Below are 15,201 nucleotides of genomic sequence, written 5' to 3'. Positions count from 1 at the left end.
CCGCGAATTCGACGGCCGCGACGGCCGCGGCGACCTGTGGCGCACGCCACACCCGGAGGTCCTCGCGCACCCCCGTGACGCGCCGACGCGACCCTCGGCAGGATACGTCGCCGCCCGCGGCACCGGGCCTCGTCCCGCCCGGGGACGCGACGAGCGACGCCGGCGCGCACCGCCGTGGCGCTCCGACCGGCGGCGTCACAGGATCTTTCCCGTTCCTCTGAGCCCCCGGCACGACGCCCCTGAGCGAGGTCCACACGGGCGGCCTACCGTGGGAGGACGCCCGTGGCCCGACGCCGGTCCCTGGCGCGCGGCCGTCGTCCACGGCCGGTGGCGGCGGGCGGTCCTGCCCGCCGACGACCGGAGACCCGCACCACGTGACGACACCCCCCGCACCCCGCCCCGACAGCGACGACTCCGCCCCGCGACCCGCGACCCACGACGCCGGCCGCGAGGCAGGACGTGCCGCCGCGGAGACCGCGCCCGCGAAGGAGCGCGAGGCCCCGGCCCGGCTCTCCCTCACGCAGGTCGTCGCGAGCGCGCTCGCCGCCGTGAGCACCACGGTGCTGCTGTCGTACTTCGGGACCGCAGGGACGATCATCGGCGCCGGCATCGCGAGCGCCCTCACCGTCGTCGCGAACTACGTCTACACGCGCTCGATCCAGAAGACGCGCGAGCAGCTCGTGCCCGTCGTCGGCAAGGTCGTGCAGGTGACCACCGGCGGGAGCACCCCCCGCGACCGCGCCACGACCACCACCGTCACGACCGCCGTCGCGAGCGTGCCGCGCGGGACGGTCGTCGTGGACGGCTCGGCGCCGGACGCGGGGTCGGGCACGGGGGCGACGGGCGCCCTCGCTCCGGGCGGCGACGCCACCGAAGAGGCCGACGGCGACCCCGTGGCCCCGGAGCAGCCGCAGAACGCCTGGCTGCGGCTCGTCGACCGCTACGGCCGCGGGCGGGTCCTGACCGTGTCGGCGCTCGCGTTGTTCGTCGTCGTGATGGGTGTCGTCCTCGTGGTCGAGCTCGCGATCGGCAAGCCGATCTCGGACGCCGTGCGGGGCGTGGAGGGCTCGGGGACGACGATCAGCCGCGAGCGCTCGACCGGGACCGACGCTCCCGCGACGCCCACGCCGTCGGGCCCGGCAGTGGACCCGTCGACCGTGCCGACCCAGGACCCTGCCCCGACCCCGTCGACGACGCCGACGGACGAGCCGTCGACGACCCCGACCCCGGACCCCACCGAGAGCCCCACCCAGGAGCCCTCGCCGGACCCGACGACGCCGGACCCCGGTCCCTCGACCACGCCCGAGCCCGGCACGGGCGAGGGGACCGGCGCGGGAACGGGTGAGGGCGCCGAGGCCGAGACGGGCGGGAGCACCGGCACGGCGCCGACCCCCGCGCCGTCCACGCCCGCGTCCGCGTCCGCGTAGGACCGTCCGGCCGCACGACGGCGGTGGGAGGATCCGAGGATGCGCCGGTCTCCCTACGCCACCACCCGTCGCGCGACCGTCCTCGCGCTCTCCCTCGTGACCGCGCTCGCTCTGGCGCTGGCCGGGTGCACGGCCGACCGCCCCGACGGGCCCGCCGTGCCGCCGGACCGGCCCGCGGACGTCGCCGGGGCCGTCGACCGCGACGACGGCGGTCCGCGGCTCGTCGACGCCTCCGACCCCTACTACGAGGGCATGGCGCTCCTGTCCGCGAGCACCGTCGTCCTGGACGCGGACGGCGGGCGGGTCGACGGCGACGCCCTGGACGACGGTGACGTCGTCGAGGTGTGGGCCGACGTCTGCGCGGAGTCGTCCCCGGTGCAGTGCCAGGTGCTCGCGGTCCGCGTCGTCGCCTGAGCAGGCTCGCCCGGCGAGCACGGTGTCGTTCGGTGCGCCTGGCCAGATTCGAACTGGCGACACCCGCTTTAGGAGAGCGGTGCTCTATCCCCTGAGCTACAGGCGCGCGGCCCCGGGGAACGGGCCGGAGGACAGCCTAGCCGTCGGCGACCGTCGGAGGCGAAGCGCGCCCGCGGCCCGGCGGTGGCCACCGGGCCGGAGCGCGGCCGGCGGGCGAGGATGGGCCCATGCCCACCGGACGTGCCGACGCGCCACGCCGCGTCCTCCTCGACTGCGACCCCGGCCACGACGACGCGATCGCGATGCTGCTCGCGCACGGCAGCCCCGCCGTCGACCTCGTGGCCGTGACGACGGTCGCCGGGAACCAGACGCTGGAGAAGGTCACGCGCAACGCGCTCGCCGTCGCCGAGCTCGCAGGGATCGACGTCCCGGTCGCGGCCGGGTGCGACCGGCCGCTCGTCCGGCCGCGGATCGTCGCACCGGACATCCACGGCGAGTCCGGGATGGACGGGCCGGTCCTGCCCGCCCCGCGCCGCGCCGTCGACCGCCGCCACGCGGTCGACCTCATCGTGGAGACGGTCATGGGCGCCGAGCCCGGCGAGATCACCCTCGTGCCGACGGGGCCGCTGACGAACGTCGCGATGGCGGCGCGCCGGGAGCCGCGCATCGTGCCGCGCGTGCGGGAGGTCGTGATGATGGGCGGGGGCTACCACGGGGGCAACCGCACGCCGGTCGCGGAGTTCAACGTGCTCGCCGACCCGGAGGCGGCGCACGTCGTGCTGCACGAGCCGTGGCCGGTGACGATGGTCGGCCTGGACCTCACCCACCAGGCCGTCGCGACGCCGGACGTGCGCGACCGGCTCTCCGCGCTCGACACCACGGCCGCCCGGTTCGTCGGCGAGCTGCTCGACTTCTACGGCGCGACGTACCGCTCGGCGCAGGGCTTCCTCTACCCGCCCGTCCACGACCCGTGCGCCGTCGCGTGCGTGATCGACCCGGAGGTCATGACGACGCGCCGCGCCCCGCTGGACGTCGAGCTCCATGGCGCGCTGACCACCGGCATGACGGTCGCGGACCTGCGCGGCGACGAGCCCGGCCCCGACGAGTGCCGCACGCAGGTCGCGGTCACCCTCGACCACACCCGCTTCTGGGACCTCGTCCTCGACGCCCTCGCCTGACGGGTTGTGGGCGGTCAGGGGCGCATCGCCGTGACGAAGCGGTAGCGCAGGCCGGTCGACGACGTCGCCCAGTCGCCCTCGTGCGCAGCCCAGCCGTCGGGGATCTCGGGCGCGTAGGTATCGCCCTCGACGACGGTGTCGATCTCCGTGACGACGCAGCGGTCCGCGAGCGCGATCGTCGCGGCGTAGAGCTGCGCGCCGCCCATGACCCACACCTCGCCCGACCCGGTCTCGCTCGCCGCCGCGCGGGCCACCGCGAGCGCCGCCGCGACCGACCCGGCCACGCGCACGGGCGCGTCGGTCTGCTCGGCCGGGCGACCGCCGTCGGGCACCGCACCGCCGGACGCACCGACGCGCGGCGACGGGTCCCCCGGTGACCACCCGGGCTGCCGCGTCACGACGACGTTCACGCGCCCGGGCAGGGGCCGGAACCGGGGCGGGAGCGAGTCCCACGTGCGGCGGCCCATGACGACGGGGTGGCCGGACGTCACGCGCCGGAAGTGCGCGAGGTCCTCGGGCAGGTGCCAGGGCATGGTGCCGCCCGCACCGATGACGGGCCGCCCCGCGGCGTCGCGCGCCTGCGCCCAGACCAGCCCGAGCGTCTCCTCCCCCACCGCCGTCAGACCGCGATCGGGGCCTTGATCGTCGGGTGGTGCTGGTACCCGACGACCTCGATGTCCTCGTACTCGTACGCGTCGATCGAGTCGCGCGGCGCGAGGCGCAGGGTCGGGTACGGGTACGGCTCGCGCGTGAGCTGCTCGCGCACCTGCTCGACGTGGTTGTCGTAGATGTGCACGTCGCCGCCGGTCCACACGAAGTCGCCGACCTCGAGCCCGGTCTGCGCGGCGACCATGTGGACGAGCAGCGCGTACGACGCGATGTTGAACGGCACGCCGAGGAAGAGGTCGGCCGAGCGCTGGTAGAGCTGGCAGGACAGCCTGCCGTCGGCCACGTAGAACTGGAAGAACGCGTGGCAGGGCGGCAGAGCCATGTTCTCGATCTCCGCGACGTTCCACGCCGAGACGATGTGCCGGCGCGAGTCGGGGTTCGCCTTGATCTGCTCGATCACCTGCGCGACCTGGTCCACGTGCCGCCCGTCCGGCGTCGGCCACGAGCGCCACTGGACGCCGTAGACCGGGCCGAGCTCGCCGTCGGCGTCCGCCCACTCGTCCCAGATGCTCACGCCGCGCTCCTGGAGCCAGCGCACGTTCGAGTCGCCGCGCAGGAACCACAGCAGCTCGTACGCGATCGACTTGAGGTGGACGCGCTTGGTCGTGACGAGCGGGAAGCCCTGCGACAGGTCGAAGCGGAGCTGGCGCCCGAACACGCTGCGCGTACCCGTCCCGGTGCGGTCGCCCTTGGGGGTGCCGTGGGCGAGGACGTCGCGCAGCAGGTCCTCGTACGGGGTCGGGACCGGCCGGGCGGGGCTGCCCGACGGCGCACGCTCGCCCTCGGTCACGACGGCGAGGGTCGGGGAGGTCGAGTCGGGGGCCACGGTCGTCAGTGTGGGTCGTCGCCGCGGGGCGGGTCAACCACTGCCGTCGGCCTGTCCCGACCTCGACCGCGCACGGCCGCGGGCGCTCGTCGACGAGGGTGACGCACGTCATGTCACGCCGCGCGCTCCCGGACGGTCAGAGGGGTAGAGCGCCGGACCGGACGCTCGTGGGCACAGGAGGCAGTGATGGAACGCATCGTGGTCGTCGGTGGGGGCTACGCCGGGTTCACGGCGGCCCGGGAGCTCGAGAAGCGCCTGCGGCGCGAGCAGCGCCGCGGCGAGGTCGAGGTGGTCCTGGTCGACCCGCGCCCGTACATGACGTACCAGCCGTTCCTGCCCGAGGTCGTCGCGGGCTCGGTCGAGGCGCGCCACGCCGCCGTCGCGCACCGGGGCCACCTGCGCCGCACGCGCCTGGTCGACGGGACGGTCGAGCGCGTGGACCACGCGCGCCGCACGGTCGTCGTGCGGCCGCGCTCGGGCGAGCCGTACGACCTGACGTACGACACGGTCGTCGTGACCGCGGGCGCGGTGACGCGCGTCTTCGCCGTACCGGGCGTCGCCGAGCACGCGATCGGCATGAAGCACGTCGAGGAGGCCGTCGCGATCCGCGACCGGATGCTCACGTCGTTCGACCGCGCGGCGAGCCTGCCCCCGGGCCCGGAGCGCGAGCGGCTGCTCACGGTGACGTTCGTCGGCGGCGGGTTCTCCGGCGTGGAGGGGTTCGCCGAGCTCCTGTCGCTCGCGCACGACCTCACGCGCGTCTACCCCGAGATCGACCCGGCGGAGCTGCGGTTCCACCTCGTCGAGCGCACCCCGCGCCTCCTGCCGGAGGTGACGGAGCGTCCGGGGCGGTGGGTCGTGCGCGAGCTCGAGCGCCGGGGTGCGCACGTGCACCTCGAGACGGGCATCGTGTCCGCCGAGGGCGGGGTCGTGACGCTCTCGACGGGCGAGTCGTTCGCCACGGGGCTGCTCGTGTGGACGGCGGGCAACGCGGCGAACCCCGTCGTCGCGACGCACACCGACCTGCCGGTGGACGCGCGCGGCTACCTCGTCACCCGACCGGACCTGCGCGTCGGGACGGTGGACGACACCGTCCCCGACGCCTGGGCCGCGGGCGACGGCGCCGCCGTGCCCGACCTCGCGGTGCCCCGGCCGGGCGCGCTCACCGTCCCCAACGCGCAGCACGCCGTGCGGCAGGGCCGGCGCCTGGCGCGCAACCTCGTCGCGGCCCGGCGCGGTCGGGCCACGCATCCCTACGTGCACGGCAGCCTCGGGGTCGTCGCGACGCTCGGTCTCGGCTCGGGGGTGTTCGAGTACCGCCGGCTCGTCCTGCGCGGGCGCCTCGCGTGGCTCATGCACCGCGGCTACCACGTGCTCGCCATCCCGACCGGGGAGCGCACGGCCCGCGTGCTCGCCGTGTGGGCGACGGGCGCGCTGTTCGGGCGCGACGTCGTCTCGCTCGCCGCGGTGCAGCGCCCTCGCGCGGCGTTCGTCGCCGGGGCGACGGCGACCGCCGCCCCCACGAGCGCCACGACGGTGCCGGCGCGGCCGGCACCGGAACCCGCGGTGCCCGGACCTCTCCGCGCGGCCTGAGACCGCCGTCCGGACGGGGAATCACGCGACCGCCGTCCGCGTTCTCCGGTCGACCGACCGGTGGGCGACGAGCGCACCGGCACCGCACGAGTGCGAGGATCGACGCATGACGACCGAGCCAGCCACCACGACCCCGCAGACGGGCACCGACGAGATCGCCCCGTCGTCGCCGTCGCCCACGGACGCCCTGTGGGTCGAGCGCACGGGCGTGCGCACGTACACCGGCTACTCCGCGCGCGGTGCCCAGGTGCCCATCGGCCCCGCGAGCGCGGGTGCGGTGTTCACGCCGGGCGAGCTGCTGAAGATCGCGCTGGCCGCGTGCGCGGGCATGAGCTCGGACCGCACGTTCGCGCGCCGCCTGGGCGACGACTACGCGGTGACGATCCACGCCGAGGGCGTCAAGGACCTGCCCGAGGACCGCTACCCCGAGATCACGGAGCGGTTCGAGATCGACCTGTCCTCGCTCGACGACGAGGCGCGCGAGCGCCTGCTCACGGTCGCCGAGCGGGCGATCGAGAAGACCTGCACAGTGGGACGGACGATCAAGGCCGGCGCGACCGTGCACACGGTGTTCCAGCAGCCGGGCGGCAGCGTCGAGTGACGACCGGGCCGTGAGGCCCGACCGACGACGGGAGGCGTGATGGCGCACGAGCAGCCGTCCGGTACGCCGGACTACGGGACGTGGGACCCCCGGGGGACCCCCACGTCGGACGCCGTCGCGCGGCGGGGTCGTCGCGCCGTCCGGGCGCCCCAGGACGCGGCCGTCGACGCGACGGACTGGGCCGCCTACCGGCCCACGCCGCTGCTCGACGCGGCGCTCGACAAGGCCGTGACCATCCCCTCCCACGTCATCCGGTCGCACGTGGACGGCGTACGACGCCGGAACCCGGAGGCGAGCCCCGCGCAGATCGTGCGGATCCTCGAGCGCGAGTACCTGCTCGTCATCCAGGCCGCGGGCGGCGCCGTCGGTGCGGCGGCGGCGTTCCCGGCGGTCGGGACCGGTGTCGGGATCGCGTTGACGTCGAGCGACATCGCGACGTTCTTCGCGTCGTCGGCGGCGTTCGCGCTCGCCGTCGCGGACGTGCACGGGATCGCCGTGGACGACGTCGCACGCCGCCGTGCCCTGCTCCTCGCCACCGTGCTCGGCGAGAAGGGCGCGCGCGACGTCGAGCGCGCGACCCAGGGCTCGGGCCTCGCGTGGGGCAAGGTCCTGCTCACGAGCATGCCCGCCGGGACGCTCGTCAAGGTGAACAAGGCGCTCGGCAACCGCTTCCTGCGCACCCAGCTCGCCAAGCAGTCCGGCCTCGCGATCGGGCGCCTCGTCCCGTTCGGGGTCGGGGCGGTCGTCGGCGTCGCCGGGGCGCGCGCGCTCGGGCACGGCGTGATCGGCCAGTCCCGGCGCGCGTTCGGGCCGCCGCCGTCGGTGTTCGGGCGGCTCCTGGAGGTCGTCGAGTCTCCGGTCGAGGACGCACCGCCACGGCTCGTCCCGGTGCCCGACGACGCCGCGAGCCCTCGGCGCCGTCATCGCCTCCTGCCGGGGCGCGGCCGGCGGGACCACTCCCCCGCGCGCGACGCCGAGTGACGCCCGCAGCGCCTGACGACCCGGCGGACGACCATGCCGGCATCGCCCGGCGGGCGGGAGACGGCGCGGCTCGGCGCGTCTCCGTCGCGCGCGACCTGGCCGTCGACGCGACCGTCGCGTTCGCGTGGGTCGCGGACCCGCGCACGCACCCGCGCTGGATCCCGCTGACGGCCATGGCGACCCCGGCCGTCCGCGGTCCCGAGGTCGGCGACCGCTTCACGATGGTGAGCGGACCGTCCGCCCGTCGTACGGGGCGGGGGTTCACCGACCGCATGGTCGTCGAGTCGCTCGACCGCCCGTCGGTCGCGGCGGGCCGGACCGGGAGCACGCGGGTGCACAAGCTCGGCCCCGTCCTGCTCGGCGACGCCGGGTTCGACGTCGTGCCGCTCGGCCGCGGACGCTGCCGCGTCCTCTGGTGGGAGGAGGCGTACCTCGCCGTCCCGCTCCCCCGCGCCGCCACGGCGCCGCTCGTCGGGCTCGCGCTGCGCTGGATGATGCGGACGTCACTGCGCCGCCTCGAGGCCCGCCTGCTCACCCACCGCTGACGCGGGTCGACCGGTGCCAGGGGCCGGGTCGACGCCCCGCGGCCGCGCGCCCCAGACCCGCCGAACCCGGGGTCGCTCCCGACCCACGGCTGCGGGTGAGGAGCGGCCCCGGGTTCGGCAGGGTCGGCGAGATCGGCGAGGTCAGGCCGATGGCGCGTCCTCGACCGGGGCGTCCTCCACAGGCGTGCCCGACGACGCGGGGGTGCCCGCGTGCGGCGCGGGGGTGGTGGCTGCGGGGCCGGCGAGGATCAGGTAGAGCTCGCGGCGCGTGCGCTCGAGGAGCTCTGCCGCGGCCTGCGCCTGCTCGTCGGTGCCCGTGCGGGCGACCTGGTGGACCGCCGCGGCGACGGCCTCGACGCCCGCGCGCAGCTCGCGCCGCGAGCGGCCGCCGCGACCGGCGGCCTCGGCGAACGGGTCGCCCAGCTCGGCGGCGTGCTCCGCGACGTACGCGGTGCCCGCCTCGGTGAGCGTCGCGAGGCGACGCCCGCCGTCGGCCGAGAGCTCGACGAGCCCCTCGTCCTGAAGCAGGTTCAGCGCGGGGTAGACCGCGCCGGGGCTCGGGCGCCACTGGCCCTCGCTCCGCTCGGCGATCTCCTGGATGACCTGGTAGCCGTGCATGGGCTGCTCGGCGAGGAGCAGCAGGACGGCGGCGCGGACGTCGCCGCGGCCGGCGCGCCCCGGGCCGCGACCGCGGCCCCCGTGACGACGCCCGCCGTGTCCCGGGCCGAACCCGGGACCGCCGGGGCCGCCCGGGCCGAACCCGCGCTCGCCGGAGCCGGGGCCGAAGCCGCGTCCGCCGTCGGCCGGGCCGCCGAACCCGCGGCCACCGCCGCGGCGCGCGCCGCCCCGACCACGGGGACCGTCGCCGCGGAACCAGGCCGCGTCGTCGGGCACGGGCGGGAAGCCGTCGCGACGACGGCGGTCCGGGCGCGGCCCGGGTCGCTCGCCGAACGGCTGGGACATGTTCTGGACGTTCTCCGGGGTCCTGCCCCGGTGCTGGTGTGCGTAGCTCATGGGATGCGTCTCCTGTGTTCGTGGGCTCCGAGTGTTCCGCGGAGCGGTGGCGGGCCGTGGCGGCCTCGCGAGGGTCGCGAGTCGTCGGTTCGACTCTCAGCGATACGCTAACGATATATCGATAGAGTATCGCTGTCAACGCCCTGCCATGGAGCGCCGTGTCCCAGGACGCGGGCAGGCCGCGGACGTACGCTGGCATCCAGCAGCCAACCGGCAGCCCACCAGCACCATCGGACGCCACCCCCGTCCGACCACCACCCGGGCCGCACCACCCCGGCAGGCCCGGCTCCCGCGAGGAGGCGGCGATGCGCCCAGGCCAGCCCCGGCACTACCTCATGTGCCGGCCCACGTACTTCACCGTGAGCTACGAGATCAACCCGTGGATGGACCGGCGCACCCCGGTCGACACCCCGCTGGCGGTCGCCCAGTGGGAGCGCCTGCGCGACACCTTCCGCGACCTGGGCCACACCGTGGAGACGATCGACCCCGTCCCGGGTCTGCCGGACATGGTCTACGCCGCGAACGGCGCGACCGTCGTCGACGGCCTCGTCTACTCCGCGCGCTTCGCCCACCCCGAGCGCGGCCCCGAGGGCCCCGCCTACCTCAAGTGGTTCGCCGACCAGGGGTACGTCACCCACCTCGCCGAGCACGTCAACGAGGGCGAGGGCGACCTCCTCGTGGCGGGCGAGGCCGTGCTCGCCGGCACGGGCTTCCGCACCGAGCGCGCCGCGCACGCCGAGGCCGCCGCGCTGTGGGGACGCGAGGTCGTGACGCTCGAGCTCGTCGACCCGCGCTTCTACCACCTCGACACCGCGCTCACCGTGCTGCGCGGAGGCTCCGGCACGGCCCCGGGGGGCACGCAGCCCGACGGCGGCGCGCACCCCGGCCTCACCGGCCCGCCGCCCGTCGACCTCGCCTACTACCCGCCCGCGTTCTCGCCCGCGGCGCAGGAGGTCCTGCGCGAGCGCTACCCCGACGCGCTCCTCGCGACCGAGGAGGACGCCGTCGTGCTCGGCCTCAACGCGGTGAGCGACGGCGCGCACGTCGTGCACGCCCCGCGCGCCGAGCGGCTCGCCGCGGCGCTGCGCGAGCGCGGCTACGAGACGCTCGCCGTCGACACGTCCGAGCTGCTGCGCGGGGGCGGTGGTGCCAAGTGCTGCACCCTCGAGATCCGCGAGATGGGCGCCGGGCCGGTCGCGACGTCGGGGAGCGCGTCGTGACCGCGCAGGACGTCCGCCCGGTCGCCGGGCCGGCGGACGAGACGCCGCGCGACGCCCTCGCGCACAACTACCACCCGCTGCCCGTCAACGTCTCGACCGCCGAGGGATCGTGGGTCACCGACGTGGACGGGCGTCGCTACCTCGACTTCCTCGCGGGCTACTCGGCCCTCAACTTCGGGCATCGCCACCCCGCGCTCGTCGCGGCGGCGACCGCGCAGCTCGGGCGTGTCACGCTCACGTCGCGCGCGTTCGACCACGACCTCCTGCACCCGTTCGCCGCCGCGCTCGCCGGGCTCGTCGGGCCGCTCACCACAGGGGGACCCGACTCGCTCGTGCTCCCGATGAACACCGGCGCCGAGGCCGTCGAGACCGCGATCAAGACCGCGCGCAAGTGGGGGTACGACGTCAAGGGCGTCCGCCCCGGGGAGGCGACGATCGTCGTCGGCTCCGGGAACTTCCACGGCCGCACGACGACGATCGTGTCGTTCTCCGACGACGAGGACGCGCGCCGCGGGTTCGACCCCTACACGCCCGGCTTCCGGGTCGTGCCCTACGGCGACGCCGACGCCGTCGCCGCCGCGATCGACGACGCCACCGTCGCGGTGCTGCTCGAACCCGTCCAGGGCGAGTCCGGCGTCGTCGTGCCGCCCGCCGACTACTGGCCGCGCCTGCGCGCGCTCACCGCCGAGCGCGCCGTGCTGCTGGTCGCGGACGAGATCCAGTCCGGCCTCGGCCGCGCGGGCACGACGCTCGCGGTCGAGACCTGGAGCGTGCGGCCCGACCTCGTGACGCTCGGCAAGGCGCTCGGCGGCGGGATCCTGCCCGTGTCCGCCGTCGTGGGACGCCGTGACGTGCTGGAGGTCCTCACGCCCGGCACGCACGGCAGCACGTTCGGCGGCAACCCGCTCGCGTGCGCGGTCGGCCTCGCCGTCGTCGACCTCCTGGCCACCGGCGAGCCGCAACGCCGGGCGCGCGAGCTCGGCGCGCGGTTCCAGGACCGGCTCGCCGGGTTCGTGGGCGCCGGGCTGCTCGACGGCGTCCGCGGCCTCGGGCTGTGGGCGGGACTCGACCTCGATCCCGCGCGCGGGACCGGTCGCGACCTGTGCGAGGCGCTGCTCGCGCGCGGCGTCCTCGCCAAGGACACGCACGGCTCGACCATCCGTCTCGCTCCCCCGCTGACCATCTCGGCCACCGACCTCGAGACCGGGCTGTCCGCCCTGGAGAACGCGCTCACGGACCTTGCGCGGGGTCGGTAGAGTCCGGAGGGTGACCACGCCCGAGCACACCGCACCCGGTACCACCACCCTCGCGTCGTCCCTGGACGACCTGCGTCGCGCGTACGCCGACCTGCAGGCCCTGGGGCTGAAGCTGGACCTCACGCGCGGCAAGCCCTCGGCCGAGCAGCTCGACCTCTCCGAGGCCCTGCTCGCGCTCCCGGGCGAGGGCGTCCACACCGACGCCGACGGCACCGACGTCCGGAACTACGGCGGCCTCGACGGCCTCCGGCAGCTCCGGGAGATCTTCGCCGAGCTGCTCGGCGTGCCCGTGGAGCAGCTCCTCGCGGGTGGCAACGCGAGCCTCACGCTCATGTACGACACGCTCGCCTACGCGACGCTCTTCGGCGTCCCCGGCTCCGAGCGCCCGTGGGGCCGTGAGGAGAAGGTCCGCTGGATCTGCCCCGTGCCCGGCTACGACCGGCACTTCTCCGTGTGCGAGGCTCTCGGCATCGAGATGGTCACCGTGCCCATGACGGCGGACGGGCCCGACGCCGCGGCCGTCGCCGCTCTCGTCGCCGACGACCCCACGATCAAGGGCATGTGGGTCGTGCCGACGTACGCCAACCCCGACGGCTCGGTCGTCACGGAGGAGGTCGCGCGAGCGCTCGTGTCCGTGCCCGCCGCCGCCCCCGACTTCCGCATCCTCTGGGACAACGCGTACGCCCTGCACCACCTCACCGACGACGAGGTCCGCAGCGCCGACGCGATCGCGCTCGCCGCCGAGGCCGGTCACCCGGACCGCGTGATCCTCTACGCCTCGACGTCGAAGATCACGTTCGCCGGCGCGGGCGTCGCGTTCCTCGCGTCGTCGCCCGCGAACGTCGCCTGGTACAAGAAGCACCTGTCCGCCCAGTCCATCGGCCCGGACAAGGTCAACCAGCTCCGGCACGCGCTGTTCTTCGGCGACGCCGACGGCGTGCGCGCCCACATGCGCAAGCACCGCGACATCATCGCGCCCAAGTTCGAGGCGGTCACGGGCATCCTCGCCGAGCGCCTCGGCGGCACGGGCGTCGCGTCGTGGACCGAGCCGAAGGGCGGCTACTTCGTCAGCCTCGAGGTCGTCCCCGGCACCGCGTCACGCGTCGTCGAGCTCGCGAAGGCCGCCGGCATCGCCCTCACGCCCGCGGGCGCCCCGTTCCCCTACGGCAAGGACCCCGACGACAAGGTCCTCCGCCTCGCCCCGACCCTCCCCCCGATCGAGGAGGTCCGCGTCGCGATGGACGGCGTCGCGACGTGCGTCCTCCTCGCCGCGGCGGAGGCCGCCGCGCAGTAGAGGGTCTCCGACCCCGCGAGAGAGAGCCTCCGGTCGCGAGGTAGAGACCCACGGGTTCTACCTCACGGCCGGAGGCTCTCCTTCGCGCGGCCACACTCCGCTCTGCTTCTGACGAATCGCACTGGTCGTCGGGCGGCCGCGCGGCGCAGGATGGAAGACGCGCGACCGATGAGTTCCGCCGGCCCCGACGGTCGGTGGGTGGGTGGCCCGGGGAGCCGGGCGGCTCGTCGGTTCCGGCGAACGACCACCCGCGGAGGGGACATGACCGACACTGCACGTGGCGACCTCGCCGTCGAGGCACGCGGCCTCGTCAAGCACTTCACGACCGGGAAGTCCGTGACCAAGGCGGTCGACGGCATCGACCTGCTCATCCCCGAGGGGACCGTGTTCGGCGTGCTCGGGCCGAACGGCGCGGGCAAGACGACCGCGGTCCGCATGCTCGCGACGCTCCTGCGCCCCGACGCGGGGACGGCGCGCGTGCTGGGCCACGACGTGGTGCACGACGCCGACAAGGTGCGCTCCGTCGTCGGGCTCACGGGGCAGTACGCGTCGGTGGACGAGGACCTCACGGGGACGGAGAACCTCGTGATGCTCGCACGGCTCTACGGGTTCCTCGGCGGCACGGCGCGCGGGCGCTCGGCCGAGCTCCTGGAGGCGTTCGGCCTGGGCGACGCGGGCGACCGCCAGGTGAAGACGTACTCGGGCGGCATGCGGCGACGCATCGACCTCGCGGCGAGCCTCGTCATGAGCCCGCGCGTCATCTTCCTCGACGAGCCGACCACCGGGCTCGACCCGCGCAGCCGCAACCAGGTGTGGGACATCGTCCGCGTGCTGGTGGCGGACGGCGCGACGGTCCTGCTGACGACGCAGTACCTGGAGGAGGCGGACCAGCTCGCCGACCGGATCGCCGTGATCGACCACGGCAAGGTCATCGCGGAGGGCACCGCGACGGAGCTCAAGCGCTCCGTGGGCGAGGGCGCGGTCCACGTCCGGCTCGCCGACGCGACCCGGCGGGGTCGCGCGGCGGAGGTCGTGGGCGCACTGCTCGGCACGGAGATCACGCTCGCGAACGACCCGTACGCGTTCACGGCGCGCGTTCCCGACGACGGCGCCGCGGACGTCGCGCGCATCCTGCCCGCGCTCGGGGACGAGGGCATCGTGGTCCCCGAGTTCACGCTCGGCCAGCCGAGCCTCGACGAGGTGTTCCTCGCCCTGACGGGCCAGCCCATGGACGACGACGAGACGACCGAGGAGGTGGCCTGATGGCCGCGGACCCCACCATCACCGCCGCGGAGCTGCGCGCGCCCGAGGCGAACGCGCTGCGGGCCGCGGTCGCGCTCGATCGACGGCCCTCGCGGCCGTCCGCGGTGTCGGCGACCTTCACCTACACGTGGCGTGCGCTGCTCAAGATCAAGCACGTGCCAGAACAGCTCTTCGACGTCACGGTCTCGCCGATCATCTTCACGCTCATGTTCACCTACCTCTTCGGCGGCGCGCTCGCCGGGGACGTGCAGAGCTACCTCCAGTTCCTGCTGCCGGGCATCCTCGTGCAGGCGGTGCTCTTCACGACGATCTACACCGGCTACACGATGAACACCGACATCAGCAAGGGCGTGTTCGACCGGTTCCGGTCGTTGCCCGTGTGGCGGCCCGCGCCGATCGTCGGTGCGCTGCTCGGCGACACGGTGCGCTACACGATCGCGTCGGCCGTGACCCTCGCGCTCGGCCTCGTCCTGGGTTTCCGCCCGCCGGGCGGGGTGGTCGGTGTGGTCCTCGGGGTCGTGCTGCTGCTCGTCTTCGCGTTCGCGTTGAGCTGGGTGTTCACGGCCCTCGGGCTCGTGCTGCGCTCCCCCAACGCCGTCATGGGGACGTCGATGCTCGTGCTCATGCCGTTGACGTTCGCGTCCAACATCTTCGTCGACCCGTCGACGATGCCGGTCGTGCTGCAGCGCTTCGTCGACGTCAACCCGGTGACCCACCTCGTGACCGCGGTCCGCGGCCTCATGGCGGGAGAGCCCGCGACGGAGGGGATCGTGTGGGTCCTCGTCGCGTCGGTCGTCCTGACCGCGGTCCTCGCCCCGATCACGATGCGCCTCTACCGCAACCGCAGCTGATCGGCCGCCGGGCACCCGCCGCGGGGCCGGACGCGCGAGGCGCACCGCCGCCCGCGTCCGGCCCTCCTG

At 75.2% G+C, this 15,201-nt stretch carries 15 protein-coding genes and 1 tRNA gene; 12 read left to right on the top strand and 4 right to left on the bottom strand.

The annotated features are described in order from the left end of the window. The first annotated feature begins 374 nt into the window (after positions 1–374). Both ACTJIY_RS04965 and ACTJIY_RS04960 read left to right on the top strand, forming a co-directional pair. The gene (locus tag ACTJIY_RS04965; RefSeq protein ID WP_440673763.1) at positions 375–1,427 is read left to right on the top strand and encodes a hypothetical protein; all 1,053 of its coding nucleotides are present in this window, start codon (positions 375–377) and stop codon (positions 1,425–1,427) included. Between the two features lie 39 nt (positions 1,428–1,466). Beyond that, positions 1,467–1,841: a hypothetical protein gene (locus tag ACTJIY_RS04960; RefSeq protein WP_440673762.1), complete on the top strand. Its 375-nt coding sequence runs from the start codon at positions 1,467–1,469 to the stop codon at positions 1,839–1,841. A 33-nt stretch (positions 1,842–1,874) separates the two neighbouring features. Here the strand turns inward: ACTJIY_RS04960 and ACTJIY_RS04955 are convergent. Then, a tRNA-Arg gene (locus tag ACTJIY_RS04955) sits at positions 1,875–1,947 on the bottom strand. Positions 1,948–2,068: 121 nt separating this feature from the next. On the opposite strand from ACTJIY_RS04955, the gene uriH reads away from it, so the two are divergent. Then, on the top strand, positions 2,069–3,019 hold the full coding sequence (uriH, locus tag ACTJIY_RS04950) for a uridine-preferring nucleoside hydrolase UriH (protein WP_439158381.1): 951 nt from the start codon (positions 2,069–2,071) through the stop codon (positions 3,017–3,019). A gap of 14 nt (positions 3,020–3,033) precedes the next feature. Here the strand turns inward: uriH and ACTJIY_RS04945 are convergent, their stop codons facing one another. Both ACTJIY_RS04945 and ACTJIY_RS04940 read right to left on the bottom strand, forming a co-directional pair. Continuing rightward, positions 3,034–3,633, bottom strand: a complete 600-nt coding sequence (locus tag ACTJIY_RS04945; RefSeq protein WP_440673761.1) for a dihydrofolate reductase — start codon at positions 3,631–3,633, stop codon at positions 3,034–3,036. Between the two features lie 5 nt (positions 3,634–3,638). Next, positions 3,639–4,478: a thymidylate synthase gene (locus ACTJIY_RS04940; protein ID WP_440673804.1), complete on the bottom strand. Its 840-nt coding sequence runs from the start codon at positions 4,476–4,478 to the stop codon at positions 3,639–3,641. Between the two features lie 222 nt (positions 4,479–4,700). Here ACTJIY_RS04940 and ACTJIY_RS04935 point away from each other — a divergent pair, with 222 nt between their 5' ends. From ACTJIY_RS04935 to ACTJIY_RS04920, 4 genes are all read left to right on the top strand, one after another. Then, a complete protein-coding gene (locus ACTJIY_RS04935) occupies positions 4,701–6,107 on the top strand; it encodes an NAD(P)/FAD-dependent oxidoreductase (RefSeq protein WP_440673760.1) in 1,407 nt (468 codons plus the stop codon). A 106-nt stretch (positions 6,108–6,213) separates the two neighbouring features. Beyond that, the gene (locus tag ACTJIY_RS04930) at positions 6,214–6,708 is read left to right on the top strand and encodes an OsmC family protein (RefSeq protein ID WP_440673759.1); all 495 of its coding nucleotides are present in this window, start codon (positions 6,214–6,216) and stop codon (positions 6,706–6,708) included. Positions 6,709–6,747: 39 nt separating this feature from the next. Then, the gene (locus ACTJIY_RS04925; protein WP_353708507.1) at positions 6,748–7,689 is read left to right on the top strand and encodes a hypothetical protein; all 942 of its coding nucleotides are present in this window, start codon (positions 6,748–6,750) and stop codon (positions 7,687–7,689) included. Continuing rightward, positions 7,686–8,234 carry an SRPBCC family protein gene (locus tag ACTJIY_RS04920; protein ID WP_440673758.1) on the top strand — a complete coding sequence of 183 codons (549 nt, stop codon included), beginning with the start codon at positions 7,686–7,688 and terminating at the stop codon, positions 8,232–8,234. The genes ACTJIY_RS04925 and ACTJIY_RS04920 overlap by 4 nt, the downstream gene beginning before the upstream one ends. Before the next feature lie 141 nt (positions 8,235–8,375). Here the strand turns inward: ACTJIY_RS04920 and ACTJIY_RS04915 are convergent, their stop codons facing one another. Further along, positions 8,376–9,248 carry a PadR family transcriptional regulator gene (locus tag ACTJIY_RS04915; RefSeq protein WP_440673757.1) on the bottom strand — a complete coding sequence of 291 codons (873 nt, stop codon included), beginning with the start codon at positions 9,246–9,248 and terminating at the stop codon, positions 8,376–8,378. A gap of 305 nt (positions 9,249–9,553) precedes the next feature. On the opposite strand from ACTJIY_RS04915, the gene ddaH reads away from it, so the two are divergent. From ddaH to ACTJIY_RS04890, 5 genes are all read left to right on the top strand, one after another. Beyond that, the gene (ddaH, locus tag ACTJIY_RS04910) at positions 9,554–10,468 is read left to right on the top strand and encodes a dimethylargininase (RefSeq protein ID WP_440673756.1); all 915 of its coding nucleotides are present in this window, start codon (positions 9,554–9,556) and stop codon (positions 10,466–10,468) included. Then, the gene (gene rocD, locus ACTJIY_RS04905; protein WP_440673755.1) at positions 10,465–11,724 is read left to right on the top strand and encodes an ornithine--oxo-acid transaminase; all 1,260 of its coding nucleotides are present in this window, start codon (positions 10,465–10,467) and stop codon (positions 11,722–11,724) included. The genes ddaH and rocD overlap by 4 nt, the downstream gene beginning before the upstream one ends. A gap of 10 nt (positions 11,725–11,734) precedes the next feature. Beyond that, complete coding sequence (locus ACTJIY_RS04900; protein WP_440673754.1) at positions 11,735–13,018, top strand: aminotransferase class I/II-fold pyridoxal phosphate-dependent enzyme; 1,284 nt, start codon at positions 11,735–11,737, stop codon at positions 13,016–13,018. A gap of 261 nt (positions 13,019–13,279) precedes the next feature. After that, on the top strand, positions 13,280–14,281 hold the full coding sequence (locus tag ACTJIY_RS04895) for an ATP-binding cassette domain-containing protein (RefSeq protein WP_253052729.1): 1,002 nt from the start codon (positions 13,280–13,282) through the stop codon (positions 14,279–14,281). Continuing rightward, positions 14,281–15,132, top strand: a complete 852-nt coding sequence (locus ACTJIY_RS04890) for an ABC transporter permease (protein WP_253052727.1) — start codon at positions 14,281–14,283, stop codon at positions 15,130–15,132. Before ACTJIY_RS04895 ends, ACTJIY_RS04890 begins: the two co-directional genes overlap by 1 nt. The last annotated feature ends 69 nt before the right edge of the window (positions 15,133–15,201 follow it).

The organism is Cellulosimicrobium sp. 22598 (assembly GCF_052044445.1).
GTDB lineage: Bacteria > Actinomycetota > Actinomycetes > Actinomycetales > Cellulomonadaceae > Cellulosimicrobium > Cellulosimicrobium cellulans_G.
Note: the sequence above shows the minus strand (reverse complement) of the source record. Positions and strands in the feature narration are given on the sequence as shown.

What these genes read in the sequence shown, in the direction of transcription:
- ACTJIY_RS04960 (WP_440673762.1), top strand. Translation starts at nt 1,467, where the DNA reads ATGCGCCGGTCTCCCTACGCCACCACCCGTCGCGCGACCGTCCTCGCG.
- uriH (WP_439158381.1), top strand. Translation starts at nt 2,069, where the DNA reads ATGCCCACCGGACGTGCCGACGCGCCACGCCGCGTCCTCCTCGACTGC.
- ACTJIY_RS04935 (WP_440673760.1), top strand. Translation starts at nt 4,701, where the DNA reads ATGGAACGCATCGTGGTCGTCGGTGGGGGCTACGCCGGGTTCACGGCG.
- ACTJIY_RS04930 (WP_440673759.1), top strand. Translation starts at nt 6,214, where the DNA reads ATGACGACCGAGCCAGCCACCACGACCCCGCAGACGGGCACCGACGAG.
- ACTJIY_RS04925 (WP_353708507.1), top strand. Translation starts at nt 6,748, where the DNA reads ATGGCGCACGAGCAGCCGTCCGGTACGCCGGACTACGGGACGTGGGAC.
- ACTJIY_RS04915 (WP_440673757.1), bottom strand. Translation starts at nt 9,248, where the DNA reads ATGAGCTACGCACACCAGCACCGGGGCAGGACCCCGGAGAACGTCCAG.
- ddaH (WP_440673756.1), top strand. Translation starts at nt 9,554, where the DNA reads ATGCGCCCAGGCCAGCCCCGGCACTACCTCATGTGCCGGCCCACGTAC.
- ACTJIY_RS04895 (WP_253052729.1), top strand. Translation starts at nt 13,280, where the DNA reads ATGACCGACACTGCACGTGGCGACCTCGCCGTCGAGGCACGCGGCCTC.
- ACTJIY_RS04890 (WP_253052727.1), top strand. Translation starts at nt 14,281, where the DNA reads ATGGCCGCGGACCCCACCATCACCGCCGCGGAGCTGCGCGCGCCCGAG.